Raw genomic sequence first — 23,019 nt, 5'->3', positions numbered from 1 at the left:
ATGTCAAGTGCGAAAGAACCCGGAACGACGGCTTGCCCTGATCGACGCGGCAATCGAGGTGTTGGCCCGAGAGGGTGCTCGAGGCTTGACCTTTCGAGCCGTCGACACCCAGGCAGCCGTGCCGAACGGGACAGCGTCGAACTACTTCTCCAATCGCGACGACCTACTCACGCAAGCCGGTGGCCGGATCTACGAGCGACTGATTCCGGACGACCTCGAGGGATTGATCGATCCCGTCAACGGCACCGATCGTGAGCGACTGGTGACGCTCATGCTCGACGTGGTCGAGCGGGTCACCTCGTTTGGAGCGGGTTTCCTCGCGCTCATGGAGTTGCGGCTGGAGGCGGTGCGTCGCCCGGACCTGCGAGCGGTCCTGACCGTCCGTATTCGAGAAGACTTCGATCTGAACGTAGCCAATCATCTGGCGTCGGGCGTGCCGGGTGATGCGATGACCGTTCGCCTGCTCTATTTGTCGCTGAACTGGCTCGTACTGGATCGACTGACATTGCCGAACCTGTTCGGGGAGGAAGATATTCGTACGATCGTCGAGGCCGCGGTGGATCGAGCGCTACCCCGCGAATCGTAGAAGGGTCAGTGCCGCTCGGCAGGTTTGCGGCGGAACGAGAAGTATCGATGACCGAAGAAACTCACCCCGGCAACGATCAACATGACAACCGCCTGGGCGGGAAGCGGCGGGGCATGCAGAATCGACACCGCGATCGTTCCGAGTATCAGATTCAGCACGAGGCCACCGGAATTGACGACGATGAACGCGCCCAGGTCGCGTGCCACATGTCCGCGGACGCGGAAAACCAACGTCCGATGCAGAACGAAAGCGATGAGCACGCTGATGGAGTACGCACCGATCACAGCCACTTGATACAGATCCTTGTTGTCGAGGATCAGTGACCAGATCACGAAGAGCCCGTATCCGATCGCCGTATTGGCCACTCCGACAATGGCAAACGCGATGGGTTGATGCTTGACCACCCGCAGCAGTGGGCCGGGGTTCTCGGGTGATGCGATGTCTTCGGTCATGAAGACTCGGTTTTCACGATGTTGATCCGGTCCTTGCGTCGTGTCCGCAGATACATCCACTCGAGCACGCCGAGGCCGAGGATTCCGGCGACCATCGAAGCGCCGCCGACCTTCCATCCCGGGGGTCGCCACGTGAGGACAAGTTCAGCGTCCTTCGTCCCGGCTGGGATGTCCACGGTGACAAAGGACTTCGCGACGACGTCGATCGGGACAGGCTGACCGTCGAGGCTAGCTCGATACCCGGGCCAGCCGAGCCGTGCGAACACAACCTTGCCGCCGGTCTCCGAACTGACACGAAGGGTGCTCGACATGTTCGATTCCGCGGTCGAAACAGCTTCGACGCCAAGGGTATCGGCGATGCGGCCGTTTCGTGTCGAGACGGGGCCGTCGACGCGTTCGAGCACGGAGATGTAGTTCTCGTGTCCGGGGTAGTCGACCCATGTCCACCCGTCGGGGGCCGGGTTCTTACGTGCGTCGGGGTAGAGGGCGTTCTGCAGTACGACGCGGTCCACCTTCATCAGGTCGACGATGGTGCGGCCGGTGGTGGGTTCGACGGTGAATGCCCGTCGGAAGGCGTCGGGGCAGACGCTCATGTCCCAGCGCATGCAGAGCAGATCACCGAAGTAGAAGTGCCCGTTGGGGGTGTAGCCGCTGGTGTAGGTCAGTTCGAGGTCTTTGGGGTAGTTGCCGAAAGCCAGGGAACCGTACGCTCCGTCGAGGGTTTTGTCCCCGGGTGCGATGAGTGCACGGTCGCCCAGTTGCAGTGTCGTGCCTTCGAAGTCGGGGAAGGCCTCTTTCATCTCCGAGCGGGATTCGGGCAGGTCCCAGCTCATTGGGGTTGGTTGCGCGGCCCGAACCTGGGCGTAGGCGATGGGGGAGACCGCGGCGATTGCCAACAGGCATGCGAGCGCGGTGCCCTTGGTGCGGCCCAGCCACACCATCGCAGCGCCGAGTGCGGCAACGACCAGGGCTGAGATCACATGCCATTTCGCGAGCCCGGGAGCTGCCGAGGCGGACCTGATCAAAAGCAGGCCCACGAGGATTCCCGCTGCAACGCAGCGTCCGCGCAACTTGTCGGTCGTGGCGTAACGCCCGAGCAGGATGCACACCAGAAGCAGGAGTCCGATGGCCACCATCGGAAGCACGCGCGCGGGCCACCGCAGTGGGCCGATCGTGCTCGGCCCGGCAGTCCACATGAGGACGGCGACCGTGAAGATCCCGACGGCGGTCAATTCACGTGCCGCGGCGCGTGCCTTGCCCCAGTCGATGAATGCCAGAGCCGGAATGAGGAACCACGCGACGTAGACCATGGGCATGGTCTGGATGTATCCCCACCACGAGGAGAACGCGGGCATCGTGCTCGGCAGGCTCGCGTTCAGCGATTCCGACCAGGGAACGGCGAGGAAAGCGTCGTTCTTGACTTCGGATGCACCGCGCCAGGTGACGTCGGCGGTGAGCAGGCTCGGTAGATACGTCGCGAGACCGGCGAGGGCGGCACACGCGGACACCGCCAATAGCCGCAGCGACGGCAGCCAACGCCGCTGATAGACAACTTCGCCGATCGCGACTGCGACGATCATCAAGCCGGATTCGACTGCGGGGAAAACATATTGGACCGACATCGCGAGATACAAGAACACGAAGGTCGGGATCGGACCGCTCTTGCCTCTGGCGTAGCGGATTGCCGAGGCCCACGCCTGCACCATCCAGGCAGTGCCGGTGAAGGCTGTCATCCAACTGGCCGAGTCGAAGAAGAGGAGGAAACCGGTGAACGGAATCGAGACTCCGGCGACCGCAGCCCATGTGGGCTTCGAGCCGTACTCCAGGCAGATCCGATAGACGCCCAGCGCAAGGATGATCGCGAAGATCAATTTCACGATCGTCGCGTAAAGCGCCAGGTTGTCGAAGGACGGTGCGATCAGGTCGATCAGAAGTTGTGGCGGATTGAGAAGGCCCGCTTCCTCGATCGCGTAGTTGCCCGCCATCCAGTTCTCGGGGACGAGTACCGGCAGGTGTCCTTCTCGCAGGCTACGGCCGAGCATGACCCACAGCGGCGCGTACTGGGACTCGGTGTCGTCGGTGTAGAAGTGACGAGCGTTCGCGAGCACCACGGCCAGGTAGCCGGCGATGACACCGACCGCCGTGACGGCGCCCCACTTGTACACGTCTGCCCGGGCGAGAGTGCGAGTTTCCACCACGAGTTCCAGACCTTAACAGGGCAGGTGGGGCGCGCGGAGACGCGAGCGCATCACGCGCCGTCGGCATCCGAAGTCCGGACATCTCTGCGTGTTAAAGTTCGCGACGGTGTGGGCCCGATCGTGCCTGTCTCTCGGCGCCAGTCGAGCCCCCTGAAGGGAGTGGAAGCGAGTGCACTCGATTTCCGTCGTAGTGCCCGTTTATCAGGGCGAAAAGACGATCACGGCGCTCGTCGAGGAGTTGGACGGCCTGTGCGCACCGAGTTCGACGCCCGGTGGAGCGCAGTTCACCGTCGACGAGATCGTGCTGGTTCACGACAACGGTCCGGACCGTTCCGACGTCGTGTTACTCGAATTGGAGCGCCGTTTCGATCAGGTGCGTGTCGTGTGGCTCAGTCGCAACTACGGCCAGGACGCGGCGACTATCGCCGGTATGGCCGTTGCACGTGGCCAGTGGATCGTGACGATGGACGAAGACGGCCAGCACGACCCGGTGCACATCGGGGCTTTCCTCGACACCGCGCTGACGGAGCGATCCGATCTCGTGTATTCCAAACCCACGAACACCCGCCCGCATGGATTCTTGCGGAACCTGACCTCGCGCGGTGCAAAGATCGTCTTGGCGACGGTATTCGCGTTCCCTGATTCGACGAGATTCGAAAGTTACCGCCTGATCCGAGGTGACATCGGCCGACAGTTGGCCGGCGTCGCCGCCAACGGCGTGTATCTGGACGTCGCGCTGACGTGGGTCGTCGGCAATACCGCCTCTGCGCCGGTGACACTTCGAGCGGAAGGCCGCGAGGAATCGGGGTACAACTATCGCCGTTTGTTCTCGTTGTTCTGGAAGATGGTGTTGTGTAGCGGAACACGCGGTCTGCGACTGGTGAGTCTGCTCGGGGTCACCCTGGCGTCGGCCGGTGTGATCATGGCTGCGGTGATCTTCGTCCAAGCCATGACCGGTGACAACAACGACCCGGAAGGATGGGCGTCGATCATCATGGCGCTGCTGGTCTGTTCGGGTGCGATCCTGTTCTCGCTCGGTCTCATCGCCGAATACCTTGGCGTGGCACTGCACGTCCTTGTCGGAAAGCCTCTGTATCTGACTGTCGATTCACCGCGGCCCGGAACCTCGATCGATCGGCGTAGTCGTGAGCACTGATCGCATCATCTTCTCCCGCCCCTATCGGGCATCGAACGAATTGTCGAATCTGGCAACGGTTCTGGAGTCCGATCACATTCACGGTGACGGACGTTTCACCAAGTCCGCGACTGCAGCACTCAAAGCGATCACCGGATCCACGCATGCTCTGCTGACGACCTCGTGCACGCACGCACTCGAATTGGGTGCGCTGCTACTCGAATTGGGCCCAGGTGACGAGGTGATCGTCCCGAGCTTCGCGTTCAGTTCGGCGGCAACCGCCGTCGCGTTGCGCGGTGCCACTGTTGTTTTCGTCGACATCGATCCGAGTACCGGCAATATCGATCCCGACTGCGTCGCAGCGGCAATCACGGAACGAACAAAAGCAGTACTGGTCATGCATTACGGCGGAGTCGCCGCCGACATGGAACCTCTCCTCGACCTCGCGGAACTCCACGGTGTCGCGTTGATCGAAGACAACGCTCACGGGCTCGGCGGAAAGTGGCGCGGGCGGGCGCTCGGCACCATCGGAACTATCGGTACGCAGAGTTTTCACGACACCAAGAACGTTCACTGCGGTGAGGGTGGCGCGCTGTTGCTCTCCGACGATCAGTTGATGACCCGCGCCGAAATCATCCGTGAGAAGGGGACCGACCGTGCGCGTTTCCTGCGCGGCCAGGTCGACAAGTATTCGTGGCAGGACATCGGGTCGAGTTATCTGCCCAGTGAACTCAATGCCGCTGTCCTCGACGCACAACTCTCGGAGTTCGACGCGATTCAGGCGGCCAGGCATCGCGTCTGGGATGCCTACAGCGTGAGTCTGGGCGAGTGGGCGTCCGAGAACGGTGTCGTTCCCATGGCGGTTCCCGATGATCGCGAGCACACCGCGCACCTGTTCTATCTCAAGATGCCTACCGAAGAGAGCCGCGACGGCTTGATTCGGCATCTTGCCGCCGACGGAATCGTGGCGCCGTTCCACTACATTCCGCTCGATACGAGTGCGGCCGGTGTGCGCTACGGACGAACACCGGAGCCGTGTGTGCGTAGCGCCGAGTTCTCCGCGTCGATCCTTCGACTGCCGCTGTGGCCCATGCTCACGTCCGAACAACAGGAACGGGTCATCGGTTCGGTCCTCGAGTACAAGCAGGCTTGAGGACGAACACGACCGCGTGGATCGAATCAGGGCCCGGAAGCTTCGGGCATCACCGAATCCGCGGTCGTGGATGCCGCCGCCCAGTCGTCGATGCTTCCGCTCGGGAAGAGAATCTGTGTGACGCCGGTGACCGTGTCACGTGCGTGCAGTGCGCTTTCGTCGTCGACGGCGTCGGTGAACGAGGTGTCGGGATAGAAGCTGTCCTCGTCCGTGTACTGGACGTCTTCTCGCGAACCGATTGCGATGATGTATCGGTTGTCGTCACCGACGATGCCGGTGGACAGATGGATCCACTTGTCCTCGACACAGCACATCCAGCCTTGCTTGACTCCGATGACCGGCTCGCCGAACAAGGCCTCGGGCAATCCGAACCTCTGGTCGTAGCCGTCGGTTCCTTCTGGAGTGGATTGCCGCAGGTACTCGACGAATTGCTCGACCCGCTCAGGTCCGAGCTGGTCGGAGTCGTCGAGGACGCCGTTGTAGAAAGTGACCAGGTCGTGCGTCGTGGTCTCGGTGTTCCACCACATTCCGTCCCACGGCGGCGTCGTCGCGGTCAGTGCGTAACGCTCGGCAACCCGGGTGATCACCTCCTGACCGCCGACCTCGTCCCACAGAAGGTTGGCTGCGGTGTCGTCGGAGGATTCGAGCATTGCCGCCATGAGGGTGCGATCGTCGTCCGTGATGGGCCGCTCGCCGCGAGCGTCCTGATGGAGGAGATCCTCGGCGATGAAAAGTTTTGCCACCGAGGCAGTTTCGATTTGCTGGTCGCCGGCAACATCGAGGTACTTGTCCGAGGATCGATCGAGGACGGCGATGGAGACGTCCGCACCACGCCCGAGCGCCGCCACCTGAGCTTGAGCCAGTCGGCCGTCGAGAGTCTCCGCGACCGGAACATTGGTGTCGGGGAAGGCGGGGGTCTGCATCGAATCATCCGGGTTCTGTCCGCCGCTGCACGAAGCCGCAAAAGTAACTGCGGCCGCCATTGCGGCAATCCGGACGTACCGCGTACTCATCTGTTTCCCCCGGTAGCCCTGACACGGCACTGTTGCCGATCTTCTTGTCTCAGGATAGCGGTAGGGTCGGATCTCGTGATTCTCAAGACCGTGAACCAGCGCATTGCCGAGGAACTCGACGTCCGCGAAGGCCAGGTTGCAGCAGCAGTCGACCTTCTCGACGGCGGAGCCACGGTGCCCTTCATCGCCCGGTACCGCAAGGAAGTCACCGGCACGCTCGACGACGCCCAGTTGCGACTCCTGGACGAGCGGCTGCGGTATCTCCGCGAGCTCGACGACCGTCGTGACGCCGTGCTCACGGAGATCGACTCTCAGGGCAAACTCGACGATCAACTGCGCGGTCAGATCATGCTGGCCGAGACAAAAGCGCGGCTGGAGGACATCTACCTCCCCTTCAAGCCGAAGCGGCGCACCAAGGCGCAGATCGCCCGCGAGGCCGGCCACGAGCCCGTCGCGGACGCTCTCATCGGAGATCCCACCACCGATCCCGCGCAGTATTCGGACGAGCAACTCGACGGTGCCCGGTCGATCCTCGTGGAGCGCTTCGCCGAGGACGCCGATCTGGTCGGTGAATTGCGCGAGCTGATGTGGAGTCGCGGCCAGGTCGTCTCATCGGTCCGCAAGGGCAAGGAAACCGATGGCTCGAAGTTTGCTGACTACTTCGAGTTCTCGGAACCGTTCTCCAAATTGCCCTCGCACCGCATCCTCGCCGTCCTGCGCGGAGAGAAGGAAGAAGTGCTTTCGCTCAACATGGCGGCCGACACCGAAGAACTCGCGCCGGGGGAGCGCACGGTCTACGAAGGCCGCATCGCGTCGCGGTTCGAGATCGCCGACCGTGGTCGGGCCGCCGACGGGTGGCTTCTCGACACCGTCAAGTGGGCGTGGAAGACGAAGTTCGCCGTCACGCTCGGTATCGACACTCGAATGCGTCTGCGGCAGTCGGCCGAAAAGGACGCCGTCGACGTCTTCGCCACCAATCTCAAGGATCTACTCCTCGCGGCTCCCGCCGGCGCCCGACCCACCATGGGACTCGACCCCGGATTTCGCACCGGAACGAAGGTTGCCGTCGTCGACGGAACCGGCAAAGTTGTTGCATACGAGACGATTTACCCGCACCAGCCGCAGAACAAGTGGGACGCGGCGCTTGCGACGCTTGCCGGGCTGGTCGCCAAGCACGGCGTCGAACTGATCGCCATCGGCAACGGCACGGCCTCACGCGAGACCGACACGCTCGCTACCGAACTGATCAAGAAGACCGGCGCGCCCAACCTGACCAAGATCGTCGTCTCCGAGGCAGGCGCATCGGTGTACTCGGCTTCGGCCTACGCGTCGCAGGAACTTCCCGACCTCGACGTCTCGATTCGCGGCGCGGTGTCCATTGCGCGTCGCCTGCAGGATCCGTTGGCGGAGTTGGTCAAGATCGATCCCAAGTCCATCGGTGTCGGTCAGTACCAGCACGACATCACCGAATCGCTGCTCTCACGTTCCCTCGACGCCGTCGTCGAGGATGCCGTCAACTCGGTCGGCGTCGACGTCAACACCGCGTCCGTGCCACTTCTCGCTCGGGTGTCCGGAATCGCAGGTTCCCTAGCGGAGAGCATCGTCGCCCATCGGGACCAGAACGGTCCGTTCAAGTCCCGCAAGGGACTCAAGGACGTCTCCCGACTGGGACCCAAGGCTTTCGAGCAGTGCGCAGGCTTCTTGCGGATCACCGACGGCGACGACCCTCTCGACGCGTCGAGCGTCCACCCGGAGGCATATCCGGTGGTTCGCAAGATCGTTGCCAGTGCCGGCGGGGACGTGCGCACCGTGATCGGAAACTCGCAGGCACTTCGATCGGTCAAGGCGTCCGACTACGTCGACGAGCGATTCGGTCTACCGACCGTCACCGACATCATCTCCGAGTTGGAGAAGCCGGGACGAGATCCACGACCCGAATTCAAGACCGCGACCTTTGCCGCAGGCATCGAGAAAGTCGCGCATCTCAAGGCCGGTATGACTCTCGAAGGTGTGGTCACCAACGTCGCAGCCTTCGGTGCCTTCGTCGACATCGGAGTTCATCAGGACGGTCTGGTTCACGTCTCGGCTATGTCACACAACTTCGTCAAGGACCCACGCGAGGTCGTCAAGTCAGGTGACGTCGTCAAGGTGAAGGTCCTCGAAGTGGACGAGGCACGCCAACGCATCGGGCTGACGCTTCGTCTCGACGACGAGGTGGGCGCACCCCGCAAGTCCGAAGGCCCGCGAGGTGGGCAACCTCAGCGTCAGGGCCAGCCGCAGGGTCAGCGTCAGGGGCAGCAACGAGGTAATGGCGGACGTCAGGGTGGACGCGAGTCGCGTCCGGACAACCGCGCGCCTGCTGCCGGGTCGATGGCTGAGGCTCTGCGCAAGGCGGGCTTCGGCAAGTAAATCCGTCCGCCGGGTTTTCGAAGTCCGTATCGTCACAATCGAGTCGGTTGGCGGTATGAATCCGATCAGGGCCGGATCATGAATTCGGTGAAGGGAGGACAGTGATGCGGGAGTGGCTCGAGCGCGAGATCATCGCCCATGGCCGATTGCCGTTGCTGTTCTTCCTGCTCGGGTTCCTCTCTGCGTTCCTCTTCATCCGTCTCAGCGTCCGGATGATCCGCGCGCAAGTGAAATGGTGGCCGGGCAACATCGCGCCCGGAGGTCAGCATGTGCATCACGTCGTGTTCGGTGTGATCGCCATGATGATCTCCGGTGGTGCGTTGATCGCGGTCTACGTCGATGGTTCGCAGACCACCGGTGCCGTCCTGGCGGCGATCTTCGGTATGGGTGCGGCGTTGGTGCTCGACGAGTTCGCACTGATCTTCTATCTGAAGGATGTGTACTGGTCCGAACAAGGTCGGACCTCGGTGGATGCGGTCTTCGTCGCGATCGCCGTGACCGGTCTGGTGCTGCTGGGTTTCCGCCCCCTCGAATTGCTCGACGTCGCCGGATTCCGTGAAGAACGAGATCCGTGGATCAAATTGGTCTTCGTTTTTGTCGCGTTGATCAACTTCGCCTTGGCGGCAATCGTGATTCTCAAGGGGAAGATATGGACGGGGCTCGTCGGCCTGTTCGTCTTTCCGCTGCTGGTAATCGGAGCGGTTCGCTTGAGCCGGCCGGGTGCACCGTGGGCTCGCTGGCGGTACACGCGCAAGCCGAAACGGATGAACCGCGCGCTCGAGCGTGAGCGGAAATGGCGTCGACCGGTCATCCGGGCCAAGATCTACGTCCAGGATCTCATTGCCGGATCACCGAGCGTCGAGCATGCGATGACCGCGGCCGAGCAGGAACTGGACCACACCATCCACGCGGCCCCGCCACCACCGATTTCCCCGCTGGTGTCCGCGTCTGGCACAATGGACGGGTTGCCTGGACCAGGCAGCAGCACTTGATCTGGGCACGAACCAGACGAGCGCCGTTTCGGGAGACCGAAACGCGTGCCGCTCGGTTCCTCTGCTCCTGCGAAATACAAGGATGACATATGAACACCCTGGACTTCCTGGACAAAAAGTCGCTCCGCGACGACATCCCCGAGTTCCGTCCCGGCGACACGCTCAACGTGAACGTCAAGGTTATCGAAGGCTCCAAGGAGCGCGTGCAGGTCTTCAAGGGCGTCGTTATTCGTCGCCAGGGCGGCGGCGTTCGCGAGACCTTCACCGTCCGTAAGGTCTCCTTCGGCGTCGGCGTCGAGCGCACCTTCCCGGTTCACAGCCCCACGCTGGCCTCCATCGAGGTTCTGACCCGCGGTGACGTCCGTCGCGCCAAGCTGTACTACCTCCGTGAGCTTCGTGGCAAGAAGGCGAAGATCAAGGAAAAGCGCTGATCTTTCCGATGAGCCCGGCACCGCGTACGCGCGGTGTCGGGCTAATCTGGTTTCTGTGGCAGATTCTTCGAAGGAGCAGGCATTGTCGTCCGGACCCGAGAATCACGAGGGATCAAGCGGTTCCGCGGAACCGACCTCACATCGGCCGCAGAAGAAACAGCGATCGTTCCTGCGAGAACTCCCTGTTCTGATCGGCGTAGCGCTGGTACTCAGCATCGTCCTTCAGGCATTTGTCTTCAGAGTTTTTCTCATCCCATCCGAGTCGATGGAACCGACACTGCACGGCTGTGCGGGATGTACCGGTGACCGCATCGTGGTGGAGAAGATCGGATACCGCTTCGGCGATCCGGAACCCGGCGACGTCGTCGTCTTCAAGGGACCCGATTCGTGGAACACGAAATATGTGTCCAATCGGTCCGACAACGTTGTCGTCCGCGGCATTCAAGAGGTCGGTTCGTGGGTCGGCCTCGTTCCGCCGGACGAGAACGACTTGGTCAAGCGAGTGATCGCTACCGGCGGCCAGACCGTCGAATGCTGCGACGATCAGGGCCGAGTCCTGGTCGACGGCAGGCCGCTCGACGAGCCGTACATCAAGATGGATTTCCCGTTCACTCCGGGAACGCAAACGTGTGACACCGAATTGAAGTCGGGCCGCTGCTTCGGACCGATCACCGTTCCCGAGGGCCACGTGTGGGTCATGGGTGACAACCGCAGCAATTCCGCCGACTCGCGCTACCACGTCGACGACGAGTTCCAGGGAACCGTCCCGATCGACAACATCATCGGTCAAGCTCGATTCATCGTTCTTCCCCCGTCGCGAATGGGCGGCATCGATGCGCCTGATATTCAGGGCAATTGAGTTGTCGTACCGCACACATGGATTCGCGTAGTTTCGAGTAGGCAGAGACAGTGAGTAGTTGGCCCCCTCGCGTTGTCATTCGCAGATCGGCAGGTCTGCGGACGATGGAGTCTGCGTTGGCGCGAACCGGACTCGGTCCGGTCGCCGGCGTCGACGAAGCCGGGCGCGGAGCGTGCGCTGGTCCACTCGTCATTGCCGCGTGTGTCCTGGCGCCGAAACCGCAAGCGGCACTGGCACGGCTCGACGATTCGAAGAAGCTGACCGAACGTGCGCGCGAGGAGCTTTTCCCGGCGATCAAGCGCTTGGCGTTGGCGTGGAGTGTCGTTTCGGTACCCGCTGCGGAAGTCGATCAGATCGGTATCCACGTCGCCAACATCGAGGGGATGCGTCGCGCAGTCGCGGGCCTCGATCTCGAACCGGGCTACGTCCTCACCGACGGGTTCCGGGTTCCGGGTCTGACGGCTCCGTCGCTACCAGTTATCGGCGGTGACGGCGCCGCTGCATGTATCGCCGCGGCGAGCGTTCTCGCGAAGGTGACCCGAGATCGTGTGATGACCGAGATGGACGACACTCATCCCGGATACGGCTTCGCGATTCACAAGGGATACAGCACGCCGTTGCACATGGACGCTCTCGACGAGCTGGGGCCGTGCCCCGAGCATCGCATGACCTACGCAAACGTGGTGGCTGCGGGAGTCCGGTTGGAACAACGCGCGGGCCGTACGGGATGATGGACGTTCAGACGAACTGGGAGGACTGGCTAAACCGATGAGTGCCGAGGATCTCGAGAAGTACGAAACCGAGATGGAGCTGTCGCTCTACCGTGAATACCGGGACATCGTCGGACAGTTCTCCTACGTCGTGGAGACCGAACGACGTTTCTACCTGGCCAACACGGTCGAGTTGCTGCCCCACAATTCAGACGGGGAGATCTACTTCGAGCTGCGGATGTCCGACGCCTGGGTGTGGGACATGTACCGCCCGGCGCGATTTGTGAAGTACGTACGCGTCGTGACGTTCAAGGACGTCAACATCGAAGAGCTGGACAAGCCGGATCTGCGCCTTCCTGACTGATCTTGACAACGAAGTGCCCCGCCGATATCGGCGGGGCACTTCGCATTTCGCGGAGTTGCGCGGGGTCAGTTGCCCTTGACATTCACGATCTGACGCAGCGTGTGTCGAATCTCGACCAAGTCCTTCGCGTCGTCCATCACGACGTCGATGTCCTTGTACGCACCCGGGATCTCGTCGAGGAACGCCGCGGAACGCTTGTATTCGATGCCGACCATCGCCTTGTCGAGATCTTCGATGGTGAAGGTCTTGCGTGCCTGGTTACGTCCGTACACCCGACCCGCGCCGTGGGGGCTGGACTTGAACGACGGCACGTTTCCCTTCCCGACAACGACGTAACTCGCCGTCCCCATCGAACCGGGGATGAGCCCGGGCGTGCCCTCGTCTGCCTTGATCGCACCCTTACGGCTCAGCCACACACCCCGGCCCATATGGAACTCCTTCTGGGTGAAGTTGTGGTGGCAGTTGATCCGCTCGACTTCGTCGATGATCGCGGGCTTGCCGTCACCCATGAAGTGCGCGAAGTCCTTCACGACGCGGTCCATCATCTCTTCGCGGTTGAGCAGAGCGAAGTGCTGAGCCCAGTTGAGATCGGCGATGTACGAGTCGAATTCGGGCGTCTTCTCGACCAGGTAGGCAAGATCCGGATCGGGAAGGTTGATGTACCACCGCTCGCACAAGTCCTTGGCGATCTTGATGTGATGCTGTGCGAGCTTGTTTCCGATACCGCGGCTGCCCGAGTGCAGGAACAGCCAGACGCCGTCGCTCTCGTCGAGCGTCACCTCGATGAAGTGGTTGCCAGAACCCAGCGTTCCGAGCTGAAACCTCCAGTTGTTCTTGAACTTGTCGTAGAAGGCCAGGCGATCGCCCGCCATTGCCTCGAGTTCTGCGATGCGGATTTGCGCCGTGTCGCTCAGCGTCTTGTTGTAGACACCTGCCGAGAGCGGAACGGAGCGTTCGATGCTGTGGCGAAGAACGCTCAGGTCGCGGCCTTGAAGGTCGCGTGCGCTGAACTGGGTTTTGACCGCAATCATTCCGCAGCCGATATCGACTCCGACGGCGGCGGGCATGATTGCGCCTTCCGTCGGAATGACCGAACCCACCGTCGCTCCCGCACCGAGGTGCGCATCCGGCATAAGTGCCAGATGTGGACGGACAAAAGGCATCTGGGACGTGCGCAGCGCTTGCTCGCGAGTGTTCTCGTCGAGTATCGATGCCCAGTTCCACAGCCTCTTGGTGATCTTCTCCATCAGATTTCTCCCACATAGTTCACAGCCGAACCGATCGGTCCGGTGTGTCGTGCAGGAATGACCATGCGCTCCGTCAGTGGTTGTGTGCAACCTCTTTTCAGGTGCGCAGACCGTCTGCGAGTTCGTAGATTCGTCCGACGTACTTCTCCTGGAAGGCTTTTCGGGCAGCATCTGCTTGTTGCCGTGCGCCCATCCTGGCGTAGAGGTACTCGAGTTGAACCAAGCTCTCGCCGATGTCGACGCGTCGCTGGTCGAGAACCGTCAACTCGTCGACCAGCCGAGCCAGATCGAGTCGTGCAAGATCCAGCGCTGTCTCCGGTACCTCGTCCATGGTGATCCTCGATGTCCGTGAGTGCTTCCTGGTTTGAGGCTAGCATCATTCGAACATATTTTCGATACCTGGAATTGTTGGTTACTTCGACAATGTGGCGGTCAGTTGGTCGATGGCGTACGGAATGCTCAGGACGGTATTGCCGGACATCGCCGCGCCGACGGGTGGATCTGCGGTGTATCGCACGACTATCGCATTTCCGTTTTTCACAGCGGGTAGCCGCTGGTAGAGAGTGTTGCCGGGGAGGGCCTTCTCTCCCTCCGGATCGGCCATCACGATCAAACGATCAACGGGTTCGAGGATGTCGTATCGCTCGTTCGGCAGCCAGTCGCCGAACTGGTCGCCGACGAATGCGTCGACCGTCGGGGGGAGGGTGAATCCGAGTGACGAGAGGAAGATGCCGCGTGGGTCGTGCGACGAGAACACGTATCCCTCGGGAGTGTCGAGGTTGACGATCGTTGCGGTTTGCCCGGAAAACTCCGGGTGTGCAGCGCGAGCGGTGGCAAACGCGTTTTCGGTATCCGCGATCAGTTGCTGAGCTTGTGGTTCTTTGCCGAGGGCGCGCCCGGCGGTGAGTGTCATGTCGGTCCACGGCGTTGTGTATGCGTCGTAGTCCTTGCTCTGCGCGACAGTCGGCGCAATCGAGGTCAGCTTCTTGTAGGTCTCCGTGTCGATGTCGGCGTACAGCGCTAGGATCAGATCTGGTGCGAGGGAGGCGATTTGCTCGAAGTTGAAGTCTCCGCCGCTGTTGATGTAGGTCGGAGTTTTCCCCTTCCAGTAATTCTTCGTCCACGGCCAGCTTTCATCCATGCCGGACCCCCACCATTCGGCCATGCCTACGGGTTCGACTCCCAAGGCGAGCAGTGGTTCGTGATCGGTGTATCCGAGTGTCACTACCCGCCGCGGTTCGGCATCGATTGTCGTCGACCCCTGTGCGTGCTCGATCGTCACGGGGAATGCGTCGTTGCTCTGGGTCGCTGATGCGGTGTCGACGCCTTGCGAGGTTCCACAGGCGGTCGAGAACCCGATGATCGCGGCCGTCGTGAATAAGGCGGCGAGGATTCGGGTGCTACGTGAGGGCACGTGCATGCTCCTTCGAAGTGGTGGGCGAAGTGATCTGAGTTCCGCGTGAAGTGCTGAACTGGTCGCGTCAGCAATAAAGTGAGGCTAACCTTTGCGGGATCGTCGGTCCATCCTTCAGGATGGACTCGGATACGCCCAGAAAGACGCAAAATGTCCACTATCGAGTACTCGACTCGTCCAAAGTCCTTGCTAGCGCTGCCCGATAGTCGCGGACGGACATTCAAAGATTTTCAGGTCTACACCAACGTCGTCGACGGAGTGACTGCGTACGGAGCTCATCGACACCCCGAGCATCAGATCGCCTGGATGAGTGAAGGGACGATGCAGATCGCTGCCGGAGGCAATGTGTGGCACCTGCACAGCGAGCACTTGGTCTGGTTGCCGGGCACCGTTCTCCACGACATGACACTTCTGACGGAGGGGTGCATGATTGCGGCCTATGCGCGTCCGGATCTACGCCCTGCCGGGCCGCGGTGGACTCAGCCACTTGTTCTCGAAGTCGATGCTCTGTCCGCTCAATTGCTGCGCCATCTCGCAGATCGGACCATCGACGATGCTCGGCGGTTGATGAGTCAGGAGTTGCTCTACGACATTCTTGCTGCCGCGCCCGAACGGCACGACGTCCTCGCGGTTCCTCGCAATGCTGCGGCGAGTTCGGTTTCTGCCCGCATCCTTGCCGATCCGGCAGACTCACGGACGCTGGGGGAGTGGGCGGGCGAACTCGGGGTCAGTTCCAAGACCTTGATGCGAGCCTTTGTCGCCGATACCGGGATTACCTTCGGGCAGTGGAGAACTCGAGCACGCATGTACGCATCACTCGAGATGCTCGCGCGGGGTGAGGGTGTCAATGACGTTGCCCCGCAGGTTGGTTACCGCACCAGCAGTGGGTTCATCGCCGCATTTCGGGAAACATTCGGTACGACGCCGGCCCGGTACGGCGGAAAGCTGATGCGGTGATTTGCTGATGATTTCTTGAACTCGGTTGACGGCAAAGCTTTGTTCGACAAAGTAGAAATGGGCCGAGCTACCAGCATCTGCTGGTAGCTCGGCCGATTAACTAATCCGAACTGAATCAGCTCATGTTGCCGAGCACATTGCCCAAGACACCGCTGATGACATTGGTCATCGACCCCTGCGGGTCGGTCAGGGAGCCGAATACCTGGCCTGATCCGGAGTTGAGTGAGCCGAAGCCCATGTCCTCGAGGCTTCCGGCGCCCGCCTCGACGGGGTTCGGCTGCCGGATGGTGACGCAGACGCCCATCGGATTGATGTTCCAGTCGCCCGCCGCCAGCACAATGTTGGTGCCGGCGCCGCTGTCGAGCTGCGTGCCTACAACTGCGTTATCGGGAACTTTGTAGGTGGTTTCCAAAGCGATGACGCCGCCGCCCGCAGTGGTCCATCCGCCGCCCTTTGCCACCACGGAGTTGTTGCCGACAACGACGGTCTTGGTGACGTCGTCCCACTTCTGGTCGCCGATAAGCCATTTGACGTTCAGGCGAGCCTTGACCAGCTGGAATCCTGCCGGGTGGAAATCGCGGATCTGATTGACGAGGGCTCCGGAACCGGAAACCTTGGTGATGTAGGTGACCGTCTGACCCGCGGCGACCTTGCCATCGCCGACAACCTCCTTGCTGACGGTGTACGGCGTCCCGAGGGAACCGGCCCAACTGTCGGTGACCGACTGGTTGAGCGCGCATGCCGGTGCTGCTTGCGCCACCGAGGCTCCAAGTCCAACAGTGACGCCGGCGGCGATGAGAACGAGGGATGTAGTGGTTGCTACTGCGTGGCGAAGTGAGCGGCGGGCCATGTAGAACTCCATTCAGCGGGGTGCGTGACGGTTTGAGCAAAACTGTAACTAGTTCTACTGGACTTTCGTCCAAATTGTGGGGATTTCAGAAAATTGTCACGGTTCGGGTCGCCGTTGGTGTGTCGCGCTGCCGAATTCCACAGGTTCTGAGTTGTCAACAGGTTGTTTTCGGGTGGCTTGGTTTTGTGGTGGTGGATCGAGGGTGGTGGTTGGGACGCGTTTCGTATGGGGCGGGCGCGGGGTGTGAGTGGTGGGGGCTGCGATGGCGAGGAATATGGCGTTGGGTGCTCGGGGCGAGGATGTGGCTGTCGAGTTCCTGATCGATTCTGGTTTGGAGATTGTCGAGCGCAATTGGCGTTGTCGGTACGGCGAGTTGGATGTTGTTGCGACGTCCGGTGATCGGATTGTGTTCGTGGAGGTGAAGACTCGGTCGGGTGTCGGGTACGGGAGTCCGGCGGAGTCGGTGACGTTCGCGAAGCAGCGTCGGATTCGGGTGTTGGCGATGCAGTGGCTCACTGATTCGGGTCGGTCGTGGTCGAGGGTGCGTTTCGATGTGGTGGCCGTGTTGATCGGCCGCGACGGCGTGCCTTCGGTCGAGCATTTTGTGGATGCGTTCTGATGGCGTTGGGTCGGGCGCATTCTGTTGCGGTCAGTGGCGTGGACGGGCAGATCGTGGAGATCGAGGCGGATATCGGGCGCGGGTTGCCTGCGGTGCATTTGGTGGGGCTGCCTGATACTGCGTTGCACGAGTCGCGTGATCGGATTCGGGCCGCGGTGACCAATTCTGGTGAGGAGTGGCCGGACAGCAAGGTGATTTTGGCGTTGTCGCCGGCGACGTTGCCGAAGGTGGGCAGCGTTTACGATTTGGCTTTGTCGTTGTCGGTTCTCGATGCGGCGAAGAAGTTGCCGCGGAAGTTGTTGCGGGAGACTGTGTTTTTGGGGGAGTTGGCGCTCGACGGGCGTTTGCGGACGGTGCGTGGTGTGTTGCCTGCGGTGCTTGCGGCGAAGCGGGCGGGGTGGGGGACTGTGGTGGTTCCAGCTCGGGCGTTGGCTGAGGCGGGCCTGGTGAAGGGGATCGAAGTGCTGGGAGCTGACGATCTGTCTGCGGTGATCGGGTGGTTGCGTGGTGAGTTGGCGCTGGCTGTTCCTGATGTTTTCGAGCGTGCGGATGTGGTGACGGTGCGTGATTTGAGTGAGGTTGTCGGGCAGACGGATGCTCGGTGGGCGATCGAGGTTGCTGCGGCGGGTGCGCATCATTTGATGTTGACGGGTCCGCCGGGGATCGGGAAAACGATGCTGGCGCAGAGGCTTCCGGGGATTCTTCCGCCGTTGACGGAGGGGGAGTCGTTGGAGGTGACGGCGATTCATTCGGTGGCGGGGGTGTTGCCGGAGGATCGGCCGTTGATCGATATGCCGCCTTTCATTGCGCCGCATCACAGTTCGTCGGTCAGTTCGCTGGTGGGTGGTGGTAGTGGGATGGCTCGTCCTGGTGCGGTCAGCCGCGCCCATCGCGGCGTGCTGTTTCTCGACGAATGTGCCGAGATCGGGGTGAAGGTGCTCGAAGCGCTACGCACGCCACTCGAAGACGGGGAAGTACGAATCGCCCGGCGGGACGGAGTTGCGCGGTACCCGGCGCGGTTCCAGCTGATCCTGGCCGCCAATCCCTGCCCATGCGCGCCGCCGCGAGACGCGGACTGCGTCTGCGCACCTGCGGCGCGTCGCCGTTACCTGGGGAAATTGTCCGGTCCACTCTTGGACCGAGTCGACATCAGGGTTCGGATGCAGGCCGTTGCAACCGGAGCGCTGATCGACGAAGTAGGGGAAAGTACCGGCGATGTCCGTGCGCGCGTGGCGGCGGCTCGAGACACTGCAGCCCAGCGGTGGAGTGAGTACGGGTGGCGGACCAACGCGGAAGTACCAGGGCCCGCGTTGAGACAGAAGTTCAGACTCTCGCGTGCGGCGCTGGCGCCGGTGGAACGGGCGCTGCGCAAAGGTGTCATCACTGCTCGTGGGGCGGACCGAGCGTTGCGGGTTGCCTGGAGTGTCGCCGATCTGGCAGGTGAGGCGATGCCCGGACCAGACCAAGTTGTCACCGCACTCGACTTCCGAGACAGGGGATTCCAATGACTGCGCACGATCCGCGACTACTCGCTTGGGCATATCTGTCCCGCGTCGTGCAGGGCCCAAGCGCGTATATGTCCATGTTGATCGACGAGCTCGGGGTCGAAGAAACTGCGAGGGCGGTCCGCAACGGCGAGCTGCCACCCGCAATCGAGGAGAAGACGCGAGCCCGCGCTCACATCGACACAGCCCAACGAGACCTCGACCTGATGGAGGCAATGGGTGGCAGACTCGTAACACCGAACTGCGCCGATTGGCCGGCGTGGCGAATGCTTTCCTTCGACGGACTCGATGCCTCCGGGGGTGAGACGGCGCCATTTGTGTTGTGGGTGTTGGGGTCCGGGGATTTGGTTGATCTGACCGAGAGATCGGTTGGGATTGTCGGCACGCGGGCATCTACTGCGTACGGCGAACACGTGACGGCAGAGATTGCCGGTGACCTCGCTGTCGACGGATGGACCGTGATTTCCGGGGCGGCCTTCGGTATCGACGGGGCCGCGCACCGCGCTGCATTGGGCGTAGGTGGAAACACACTGGCTGTCTTGGCCTGTGGGGTCGATCGAGCGTATCCGTCAGGGCATGCGCGACTACTCAAACAGATAGCGAGTTCGGGTGCAGTGATAAGTGAATATCCACCGGGCACAACACCTGCAAAGTTCCGGTTTCTGGCAAGGAATCGACTGGTAGCTGCGTTGTCGGACGGAGTAGTGGTGGTCGAGGCGGGTTGGCGCAGTGGTGCACGCAATACCGCCAATTGGGCCCGGAAATTGGGCCGCCCGGTAATGGCGGTGCCCGGGCCGGTTACTTCGGCATCGTCGACCGGATGTCACCGGATGATCCGCGAAGGTGAAGCGCAACTCGTTTCCAATGCCGTGGATGTAGTCGAAGCGTCAGGTCCATTTGGTGTCGGGGATTCCGCGGAGGATGCAGCCGCTACACGTGACATCGACGCATTGCGGGGCAATTCTCGATTGGTATACGAAGCATTGCCGGGAACAGGTTCACGTAGTACGCGTGAGCTGTCCGAGGAATCGGGATTGCTCATAACGCAGGTTCGTGCAACTCTTCCTCTGCTCGAACTCGAGGGGTTTGCGAGTTCCGATTCGAGCGGATGGTTTCGGACGCGGTAGCGCGTGAACTTGATTGTGCTCGTCGGGTGGGCGGGTGGCGATGCCCACTAACCGTTCCGGCGAGAACGAAACTCGAATACCCTCGCGATGCTGGTAATTGCACGTCAGGACTGCTTTTCGTGAACTTGATCGGCCTGTGCGCAGCGTTATTCTCGACCCAGCTTTGCAGACTTGGCCGTGAATTTAACGGGCCTCAGGAAAGTCTCAGGTCAATGTGCTTTGAAGTCTGATTAGTCTGGATCCCCTGAGTGCGGGTATTGATTGGTGCGTCGTTAACCCGCTGCTAATTCGGACCATTGAGTCTGTTCGGAAATGGCACAGGTTTCCGGACTTCTTTTGTTCATCAACGCTCTATCTGTGTATTGTGAAGGAGAATTGAATCGATCATTGAAAGAGGAGTGCAATGGCTGAGAAGCTGATTCGGCAACTCATCGACGACCTTGACGGTAAGCCGATTGACGATGGATTCGGTGATCGAATTGAGTTCTCTTACCAGGGAACGGATTACGTGATCGATCTGCGCGCCACCAATGCAGAGAAGTTCGACGCTGCTGTGAAGCCGTTCGTCGAGGCGGCGGCGAAGGTGAGCGGGAAGCGTGGCAAGAAGGCGCAGGCTGCATCTCCGCAGGCCACGTCGGGTTCTGGCCGCTCCAAGGAGACGCTCCAGGCCATTCGTGATTGGGCGGGTAAGAACGGTTACGAAGTTGCTCCGCGCGGGCGTATCAAAGCGGAAATCATCGACGCTTTCGACGCTGCACACTAGGTTGAATTAATACCTCCTCTGGCCCCTGGCGAACCTCGCCGGGGGCCAGAGGCGTATTTTACTATTGCTTTGCTGAATTTCTCCGATAGCGATGTGCTGCCTGATCATGCACGAGTCCTGATTCGGAAATTTGGTTGCCACCGACGAATTTACCCGGCAGAGTGGTCGGTTTATTTCGTTGAGCACCGTGGTCTGTCGCGCGCGGGGCGGATGTACCGGGGGAGGCATTTTGTCCATGCGCTGCAATTGTCGTGTACCTTAGTTAGGTAACACTAACTTTTGGAAGGATCTTTCTGTGGCCAAGCCGACAACTGCATTGACGGTTCTGCGGACCGAACAATTGACTCCCCATATGGTGCGAGTGTTTCTCGGGGGACCGGGCTTCGAGTCCTTCACTCCCAGCGAATACAGCGATTCCTATGTAAAGATCGAATTCGGCACTCCTGATCAGCCGATACTGCGCACCTACACGATTCGTTCGTACGATCTTGCTGCCAAAGAGATTGCAATCGATTTTGTCGTCCACGGCGACATGGGAGTTGCAGGTCCGTGGGCCGCGTCCGTTCAGCCGGGCGCTGAGATTACCCTGCGTGGACCGGGTGGCGCGTTTTCGCCGTCACCATCCGCTGATTGGTATCTCTTCGTCGGAGACGAGACCGCAATACCTGCTATTACTGCTTCGATAGCGAGATTGGCGCCGGATGCGGTCGGCTACGCCGTCGTCGAAGTCGGGGGGCCGGAAGACGAAATCGCGCTCGATGCCCCAGAAGGTATTGCCGTGACCTGGCTGCATCGCGGAGCATCGTCCGATGCTGTCGGCGAAGAATTAGCTGGCGACAACGCTCCGGTTGTCGCCGCGGTCAAGGCACTCGAATGGTTGCCGGGCGAACCGCACGTGTTCATTCACGGTGAAGCACAAGCCGTCATGCACAACCTCCGGCCGTACATACGCAAGGAACGAAATGTCCCGGCGGCGGCTGCTTCGATTTCCGGCTATTGGCGTCGTGGTCGCACCGAAGAAGGCTTCCGGGTCTGGAAGTCCGAACTCGCCGCGGCCGAAAACTAACTCGCGGCGGCCTTGCCGCGAGTCAGCAACACGAGCGCAACGGCCGCGAGAACTCCGAAGGTGGGAATTGCGATTGCCATCGGCACGGCAGTGTCTTCTCCCGCAATTCCCACCAACGGCGAAACCAGCGCTGCCAAGCCGAACTGGCCCGCTCCCATCAGGGCTGAACCAGTTCCGGCCGCGTTGGTGACCTCTCCTTGGGCGAGAGCGGTTGCATTGCCCATGATGAACCCGATGCTCGAAATCGCCACGAACAGCGGGACCAAGATCAACCACGTATTCGTGGAACTGAAAACCACGCTGGTACAGAACAATACGGCGCCACCAATGAGGAGCAGGCACACCCCGAAACGCAGCAGCGTGCGAGCTCCGACGCGACCGAGCAGGCGAGTGGTGATCATCGCTGCCGTGACCATTCCGGTGGCGTTCACTGCGAACACGATCGAGAATTGTGACGGACTCAGCCCGAGAACGTTCTGAACGACGAACGGTGACGCGGAGATGTACGCGAACAAGGCGCCGAATCCGAAGACGAATGCGAGCGCATATCCGAGGTAGTGCCGGTTTCGGACCACGTACTGCAGATTCGAGATCAGGGCCTTCAAACCACCGCCATGGCGTCGCTCGGGTGGAAGTGTCTCGGGAACGAGCAAAACGACACCAGCCACCATCACAGCGCCTGCAACAGCCAGGACCCAGAAGATCCCGCGCCATCCGACGGGACCCAGAAGTGCGCCGCCGATCAGTGGCGCGACCACGGGAGCGATACCGCCGATGATCATCATGATGCTGAAGAGCTTCGCTGCGTCGTCGCCACGCGCTCGGTCGGCAATACAAGCGCGGGCAAGAACGATGGCAGCGCCTCCACTCAAGCCCTGGACGAGTCGTGCACCGATGAGAAACTCGATGTTCGGCGCCACCGCGCATGCCGCGCCGCTCAGTGCCGTGATGATTGTCGCGGCCAGCAGTATTCGTCGCCTGCCAAGTCCGTCGGAGATGGGACCGATGATCAGCTGGCCGATTCCGAGGCCTGCCATGAAGGTGGTCAGCGTGAGCTGAACGCTGGCCGCAGTAGTGTCGAGTGCATCCGCCATCAAAGGTAGGCCGGGCAGGTACATGTCGATGGACAGTGGAGCGATTGCGGAAATCAGTGCCAGTACACACAACAT

General features: G+C 61.3%; 23 protein-coding genes. 15 read left to right on the top strand and 8 right to left on the bottom strand.

Annotated features, from left to right (window positions below; genetic code table 11):
• The first annotated feature begins 7 nt into the window (after nucleotides 1-7).
• Nucleotides 8-586, top strand: a complete 579-nt coding sequence (locus tag AC2ETI_RS03605) for a TetR/AcrR family transcriptional regulator (RefSeq protein ID WP_019747964.1) — start codon at nucleotides 8-10, stop codon at nucleotides 584-586.
• Nucleotides 587-591: 5 nt separating this feature from the next.
• On the opposite strand, the gene AC2ETI_RS03600 is transcribed toward AC2ETI_RS03605, so the two are convergent.
• Both AC2ETI_RS03600 and AC2ETI_RS03595 read right to left on the bottom strand, forming a co-directional pair.
• A complete protein-coding gene (locus AC2ETI_RS03600; RefSeq protein WP_020969332.1) occupies nucleotides 592-1,038 on the bottom strand; it encodes a GtrA family protein in 447 nt (148 codons plus the stop codon).
• The gene (locus AC2ETI_RS03595) at nucleotides 1,035-3,233 is read right to left on the bottom strand and encodes a hypothetical protein (protein ID WP_483633575.1); all 2,199 of its coding nucleotides are present in this window, start codon (nucleotides 3,231-3,233) and stop codon (nucleotides 1,035-1,037) included. Before AC2ETI_RS03595 ends, AC2ETI_RS03600 begins: the two co-directional genes overlap by 4 nt.
• Nucleotides 3,234-3,405: 172 nt before the next feature.
• Here AC2ETI_RS03595 and AC2ETI_RS03590 point away from each other — a divergent pair, with 172 nt between their 5' ends.
• Both AC2ETI_RS03590 and rffA read left to right on the top strand, forming a co-directional pair.
• The gene (locus AC2ETI_RS03590) at nucleotides 3,406-4,392 is read left to right on the top strand and encodes a glycosyltransferase (RefSeq protein ID WP_021333052.1); all 987 of its coding nucleotides are present in this window, start codon (nucleotides 3,406-3,408) and stop codon (nucleotides 4,390-4,392) included.
• A complete protein-coding gene (gene rffA, locus AC2ETI_RS03585) occupies nucleotides 4,382-5,524 on the top strand; it encodes a dTDP-4-amino-4,6-dideoxygalactose transaminase (protein ID WP_021343913.1) in 1,143 nt (380 codons plus the stop codon). The genes AC2ETI_RS03590 and rffA overlap by 11 nt, the downstream gene beginning before the upstream one ends.
• A gap of 26 nt (nucleotides 5,525-5,550) precedes the next feature.
• Here rffA and AC2ETI_RS03580 read toward each other — a convergent pair whose 3' ends face one another.
• Nucleotides 5,551-6,537, bottom strand: a complete 987-nt coding sequence (locus AC2ETI_RS03580) for a serine hydrolase (protein ID WP_042951510.1) — start codon at nucleotides 6,535-6,537, stop codon at nucleotides 5,551-5,553.
• A gap of 75 nt (nucleotides 6,538-6,612) precedes the next feature.
• Between AC2ETI_RS03580 and AC2ETI_RS03575 the strand changes: the two genes are divergently transcribed.
• The 6 genes from AC2ETI_RS03575 (at nucleotide 6,613) to AC2ETI_RS03550 (ending at nucleotide 12,302) form a co-directional block, all read left to right on the top strand.
• Nucleotides 6,613-8,946 carry a Tex family protein gene (locus AC2ETI_RS03575; protein WP_446696075.1) on the top strand — a complete coding sequence of 778 codons (2,334 nt, stop codon included), beginning with the start codon at nucleotides 6,613-6,615 and terminating at the stop codon, nucleotides 8,944-8,946.
• A 104-nt stretch (nucleotides 8,947-9,050) separates the two neighbouring features.
• The gene (locus AC2ETI_RS03570; protein WP_003942742.1) at nucleotides 9,051-9,938 is read left to right on the top strand and encodes a hypothetical protein; all 888 of its coding nucleotides are present in this window, start codon (nucleotides 9,051-9,053) and stop codon (nucleotides 9,936-9,938) included.
• Between the two features lie 89 nt (nucleotides 9,939-10,027).
• Nucleotides 10,028-10,369 carry a 50S ribosomal protein L19 gene (gene rplS / locus AC2ETI_RS03565; RefSeq protein WP_003942791.1) on the top strand — a complete coding sequence of 114 codons (342 nt, stop codon included), beginning with the start codon at nucleotides 10,028-10,030 and terminating at the stop codon, nucleotides 10,367-10,369.
• Between the two features lie 55 nt (nucleotides 10,370-10,424).
• Nucleotides 10,425-11,228: a signal peptidase I gene (lepB, locus tag AC2ETI_RS03560; protein ID WP_024487347.1), complete on the top strand. Its 804-nt coding sequence runs from the start codon at nucleotides 10,425-10,427 to the stop codon at nucleotides 11,226-11,228.
• Between the two features lie 50 nt (nucleotides 11,229-11,278).
• Complete coding sequence (locus tag AC2ETI_RS03555; protein WP_019747972.1) at nucleotides 11,279-11,959, top strand: ribonuclease HII; 681 nt, start codon at nucleotides 11,279-11,281, stop codon at nucleotides 11,957-11,959.
• 37 nt (nucleotides 11,960-11,996) lie between these two features.
• Nucleotides 11,997-12,302, top strand: coding sequence for a DUF2469 domain-containing protein (locus AC2ETI_RS03550; protein WP_003942715.1), 306 nt, complete (start codon nucleotides 11,997-11,999; stop codon nucleotides 12,300-12,302).
• Between the two features lie 65 nt (nucleotides 12,303-12,367).
• On the opposite strand, the gene AC2ETI_RS03545 is transcribed toward AC2ETI_RS03550, so the two are convergent.
• The 3 genes from AC2ETI_RS03545 to AC2ETI_RS03535 all read right to left on the bottom strand — a co-directional run bounded on the left by AC2ETI_RS03545 (nucleotide 12,368) and on the right by AC2ETI_RS03535 (nucleotide 14,969).
• The gene (locus AC2ETI_RS03545; RefSeq protein ID WP_080910454.1) at nucleotides 12,368-13,549 is read right to left on the bottom strand and encodes an RtcB family protein; all 1,182 of its coding nucleotides are present in this window, start codon (nucleotides 13,547-13,549) and stop codon (nucleotides 12,368-12,370) included.
• 97 nt (nucleotides 13,550-13,646) lie between these two features.
• Nucleotides 13,647-13,880 carry a hypothetical protein gene (locus tag AC2ETI_RS03540; RefSeq protein ID WP_019747974.1) on the bottom strand — a complete coding sequence of 78 codons (234 nt, stop codon included), beginning with the start codon at nucleotides 13,878-13,880 and terminating at the stop codon, nucleotides 13,647-13,649.
• 81 nt (nucleotides 13,881-13,961) lie between these two features.
• Nucleotides 13,962-14,969 (bottom strand): iron-siderophore ABC transporter substrate-binding protein, encoded by a 1,008-nt coding sequence (locus AC2ETI_RS03535; RefSeq protein WP_030244629.1) that lies wholly within the window; start codon nucleotides 14,967-14,969, stop codon nucleotides 13,962-13,964.
• 144 nt (nucleotides 14,970-15,113) lie between these two features.
• Here AC2ETI_RS03535 and AC2ETI_RS03530 point away from each other — a divergent pair, with 144 nt between their 5' ends.
• Entirely contained in the window at nucleotides 15,114-15,920 is an 807-nt protein-coding gene (locus AC2ETI_RS03530) for a helix-turn-helix transcriptional regulator (RefSeq protein WP_042951517.1), read from the top strand.
• 115 nt (nucleotides 15,921-16,035) lie between these two features.
• Here AC2ETI_RS03530 and AC2ETI_RS03525 read toward each other — a convergent pair whose 3' ends face one another.
• A complete protein-coding gene (locus tag AC2ETI_RS03525; protein ID WP_003942731.1) occupies nucleotides 16,036-16,770 on the bottom strand; it encodes a hypothetical protein in 735 nt (244 codons plus the stop codon).
• A gap of 262 nt (nucleotides 16,771-17,032) precedes the next feature.
• On the opposite strand from AC2ETI_RS03525, the gene AC2ETI_RS03520 reads away from it, so the two are divergent.
• From AC2ETI_RS03520 to AC2ETI_RS03500, 5 genes are all read left to right on the top strand, one after another.
• A complete protein-coding gene (locus AC2ETI_RS03520) occupies nucleotides 17,033-17,389 on the top strand; it encodes a YraN family protein (protein WP_029255132.1) in 357 nt (118 codons plus the stop codon).
• The gene (locus AC2ETI_RS03515; protein ID WP_021333044.1) at nucleotides 17,389-18,897 is read left to right on the top strand and encodes a YifB family Mg chelatase-like AAA ATPase; all 1,509 of its coding nucleotides are present in this window, start codon (nucleotides 17,389-17,391) and stop codon (nucleotides 18,895-18,897) included. Before AC2ETI_RS03520 ends, AC2ETI_RS03515 begins: the two co-directional genes overlap by 1 nt.
• Nucleotides 18,894-20,021 carry a DNA-processing protein DprA gene (gene dprA / locus AC2ETI_RS03510; protein WP_060939596.1) on the top strand — a complete coding sequence of 376 codons (1,128 nt, stop codon included), beginning with the start codon at nucleotides 18,894-18,896 and terminating at the stop codon, nucleotides 20,019-20,021. The genes AC2ETI_RS03515 and dprA overlap by 4 nt, the downstream gene beginning before the upstream one ends.
• Before the next feature lie 403 nt (nucleotides 20,022-20,424).
• Nucleotides 20,425-20,784: a histone-like nucleoid-structuring protein Lsr2 gene (locus tag AC2ETI_RS03505; protein WP_003942721.1), complete on the top strand. Its 360-nt coding sequence runs from the start codon at nucleotides 20,425-20,427 to the stop codon at nucleotides 20,782-20,784.
• 295 nt (nucleotides 20,785-21,079) lie between these two features.
• A complete protein-coding gene (locus tag AC2ETI_RS03500) occupies nucleotides 21,080-21,850 on the top strand; it encodes a siderophore-interacting protein (RefSeq protein WP_338480854.1) in 771 nt (256 codons plus the stop codon).
• On the opposite strand, the gene AC2ETI_RS03495 is transcribed toward AC2ETI_RS03500, so the two are convergent.
• On the bottom strand, nucleotides 21,847-23,019 hold the full coding sequence (locus tag AC2ETI_RS03495; protein WP_046379882.1) for a multidrug effflux MFS transporter: 1,173 nt from the start codon (nucleotides 23,017-23,019) through the stop codon (nucleotides 21,847-21,849). The genes AC2ETI_RS03500 and AC2ETI_RS03495 overlap by 4 nt on opposite strands.

Source organism: Rhodococcus sp. MurmanLake-1, assembly GCF_056945715.1.
The sequence above is the reverse complement of the archived record's forward strand: the minus strand, read 5'-3'. Positions and strand labels throughout refer to the sequence as shown.

What these genes read in the sequence shown, in the direction of transcription:
- AC2ETI_RS03600 (WP_020969332.1), bottom strand. Translation starts at nt 1,038, where the DNA reads ATGACCGAAGACATCGCATCACCCGAGAACCCCGGCCCACTGCTGCGG.
- AC2ETI_RS03580 (WP_042951510.1), bottom strand. Translation starts at nt 6,537, where the DNA reads ATGAGTACGCGGTACGTCCGGATTGCCGCAATGGCGGCCGCAGTTACT.
- AC2ETI_RS03570 (WP_003942742.1), top strand. Translation starts at nt 9,051, where the DNA reads ATGCGGGAGTGGCTCGAGCGCGAGATCATCGCCCATGGCCGATTGCCG.
- rplS (WP_003942791.1), top strand. Translation starts at nt 10,028, where the DNA reads ATGAACACCCTGGACTTCCTGGACAAAAAGTCGCTCCGCGACGACATC.
- AC2ETI_RS03550 (WP_003942715.1), top strand. Translation starts at nt 11,997, where the DNA reads ATGAGTGCCGAGGATCTCGAGAAGTACGAAACCGAGATGGAGCTGTCG.
- AC2ETI_RS03545 (WP_080910454.1), bottom strand. Translation starts at nt 13,549, where the DNA reads ATGGAGAAGATCACCAAGAGGCTGTGGAACTGGGCATCGATACTCGAC.
- AC2ETI_RS03540 (WP_019747974.1), bottom strand. Translation starts at nt 13,880, where the DNA reads ATGGACGAGGTACCGGAGACAGCGCTGGATCTTGCACGACTCGATCTG.
- AC2ETI_RS03535 (WP_030244629.1), bottom strand. Translation starts at nt 14,969, where the DNA reads ATGCACGTGCCCTCACGTAGCACCCGAATCCTCGCCGCCTTATTCACG.
- AC2ETI_RS03530 (WP_042951517.1), top strand. Translation starts at nt 15,114, where the DNA reads ATGTCCACTATCGAGTACTCGACTCGTCCAAAGTCCTTGCTAGCGCTG.
- AC2ETI_RS03525 (WP_003942731.1), bottom strand. Translation starts at nt 16,770, where the DNA reads ATGGCCCGCCGCTCACTTCGCCACGCAGTAGCAACCACTACATCCCTC.
- AC2ETI_RS03520 (WP_029255132.1), top strand. Translation starts at nt 17,033, where the DNA reads ATGGCGAGGAATATGGCGTTGGGTGCTCGGGGCGAGGATGTGGCTGTC.
- AC2ETI_RS03515 (WP_021333044.1), top strand. Translation starts at nt 17,389, where the DNA reads ATGGCGTTGGGTCGGGCGCATTCTGTTGCGGTCAGTGGCGTGGACGGG.
- dprA (WP_060939596.1), top strand. Translation starts at nt 18,894, where the DNA reads ATGACTGCGCACGATCCGCGACTACTCGCTTGGGCATATCTGTCCCGC.
- AC2ETI_RS03505 (WP_003942721.1), top strand. Translation starts at nt 20,425, where the DNA reads ATGGCTGAGAAGCTGATTCGGCAACTCATCGACGACCTTGACGGTAAG.
- AC2ETI_RS03495 (WP_046379882.1), bottom strand. Translation starts at nt 23,019, where the DNA reads ATGTTGTGTGTACTGGCACTGATTTCCGCAATCGCTCCACTGTCCATC.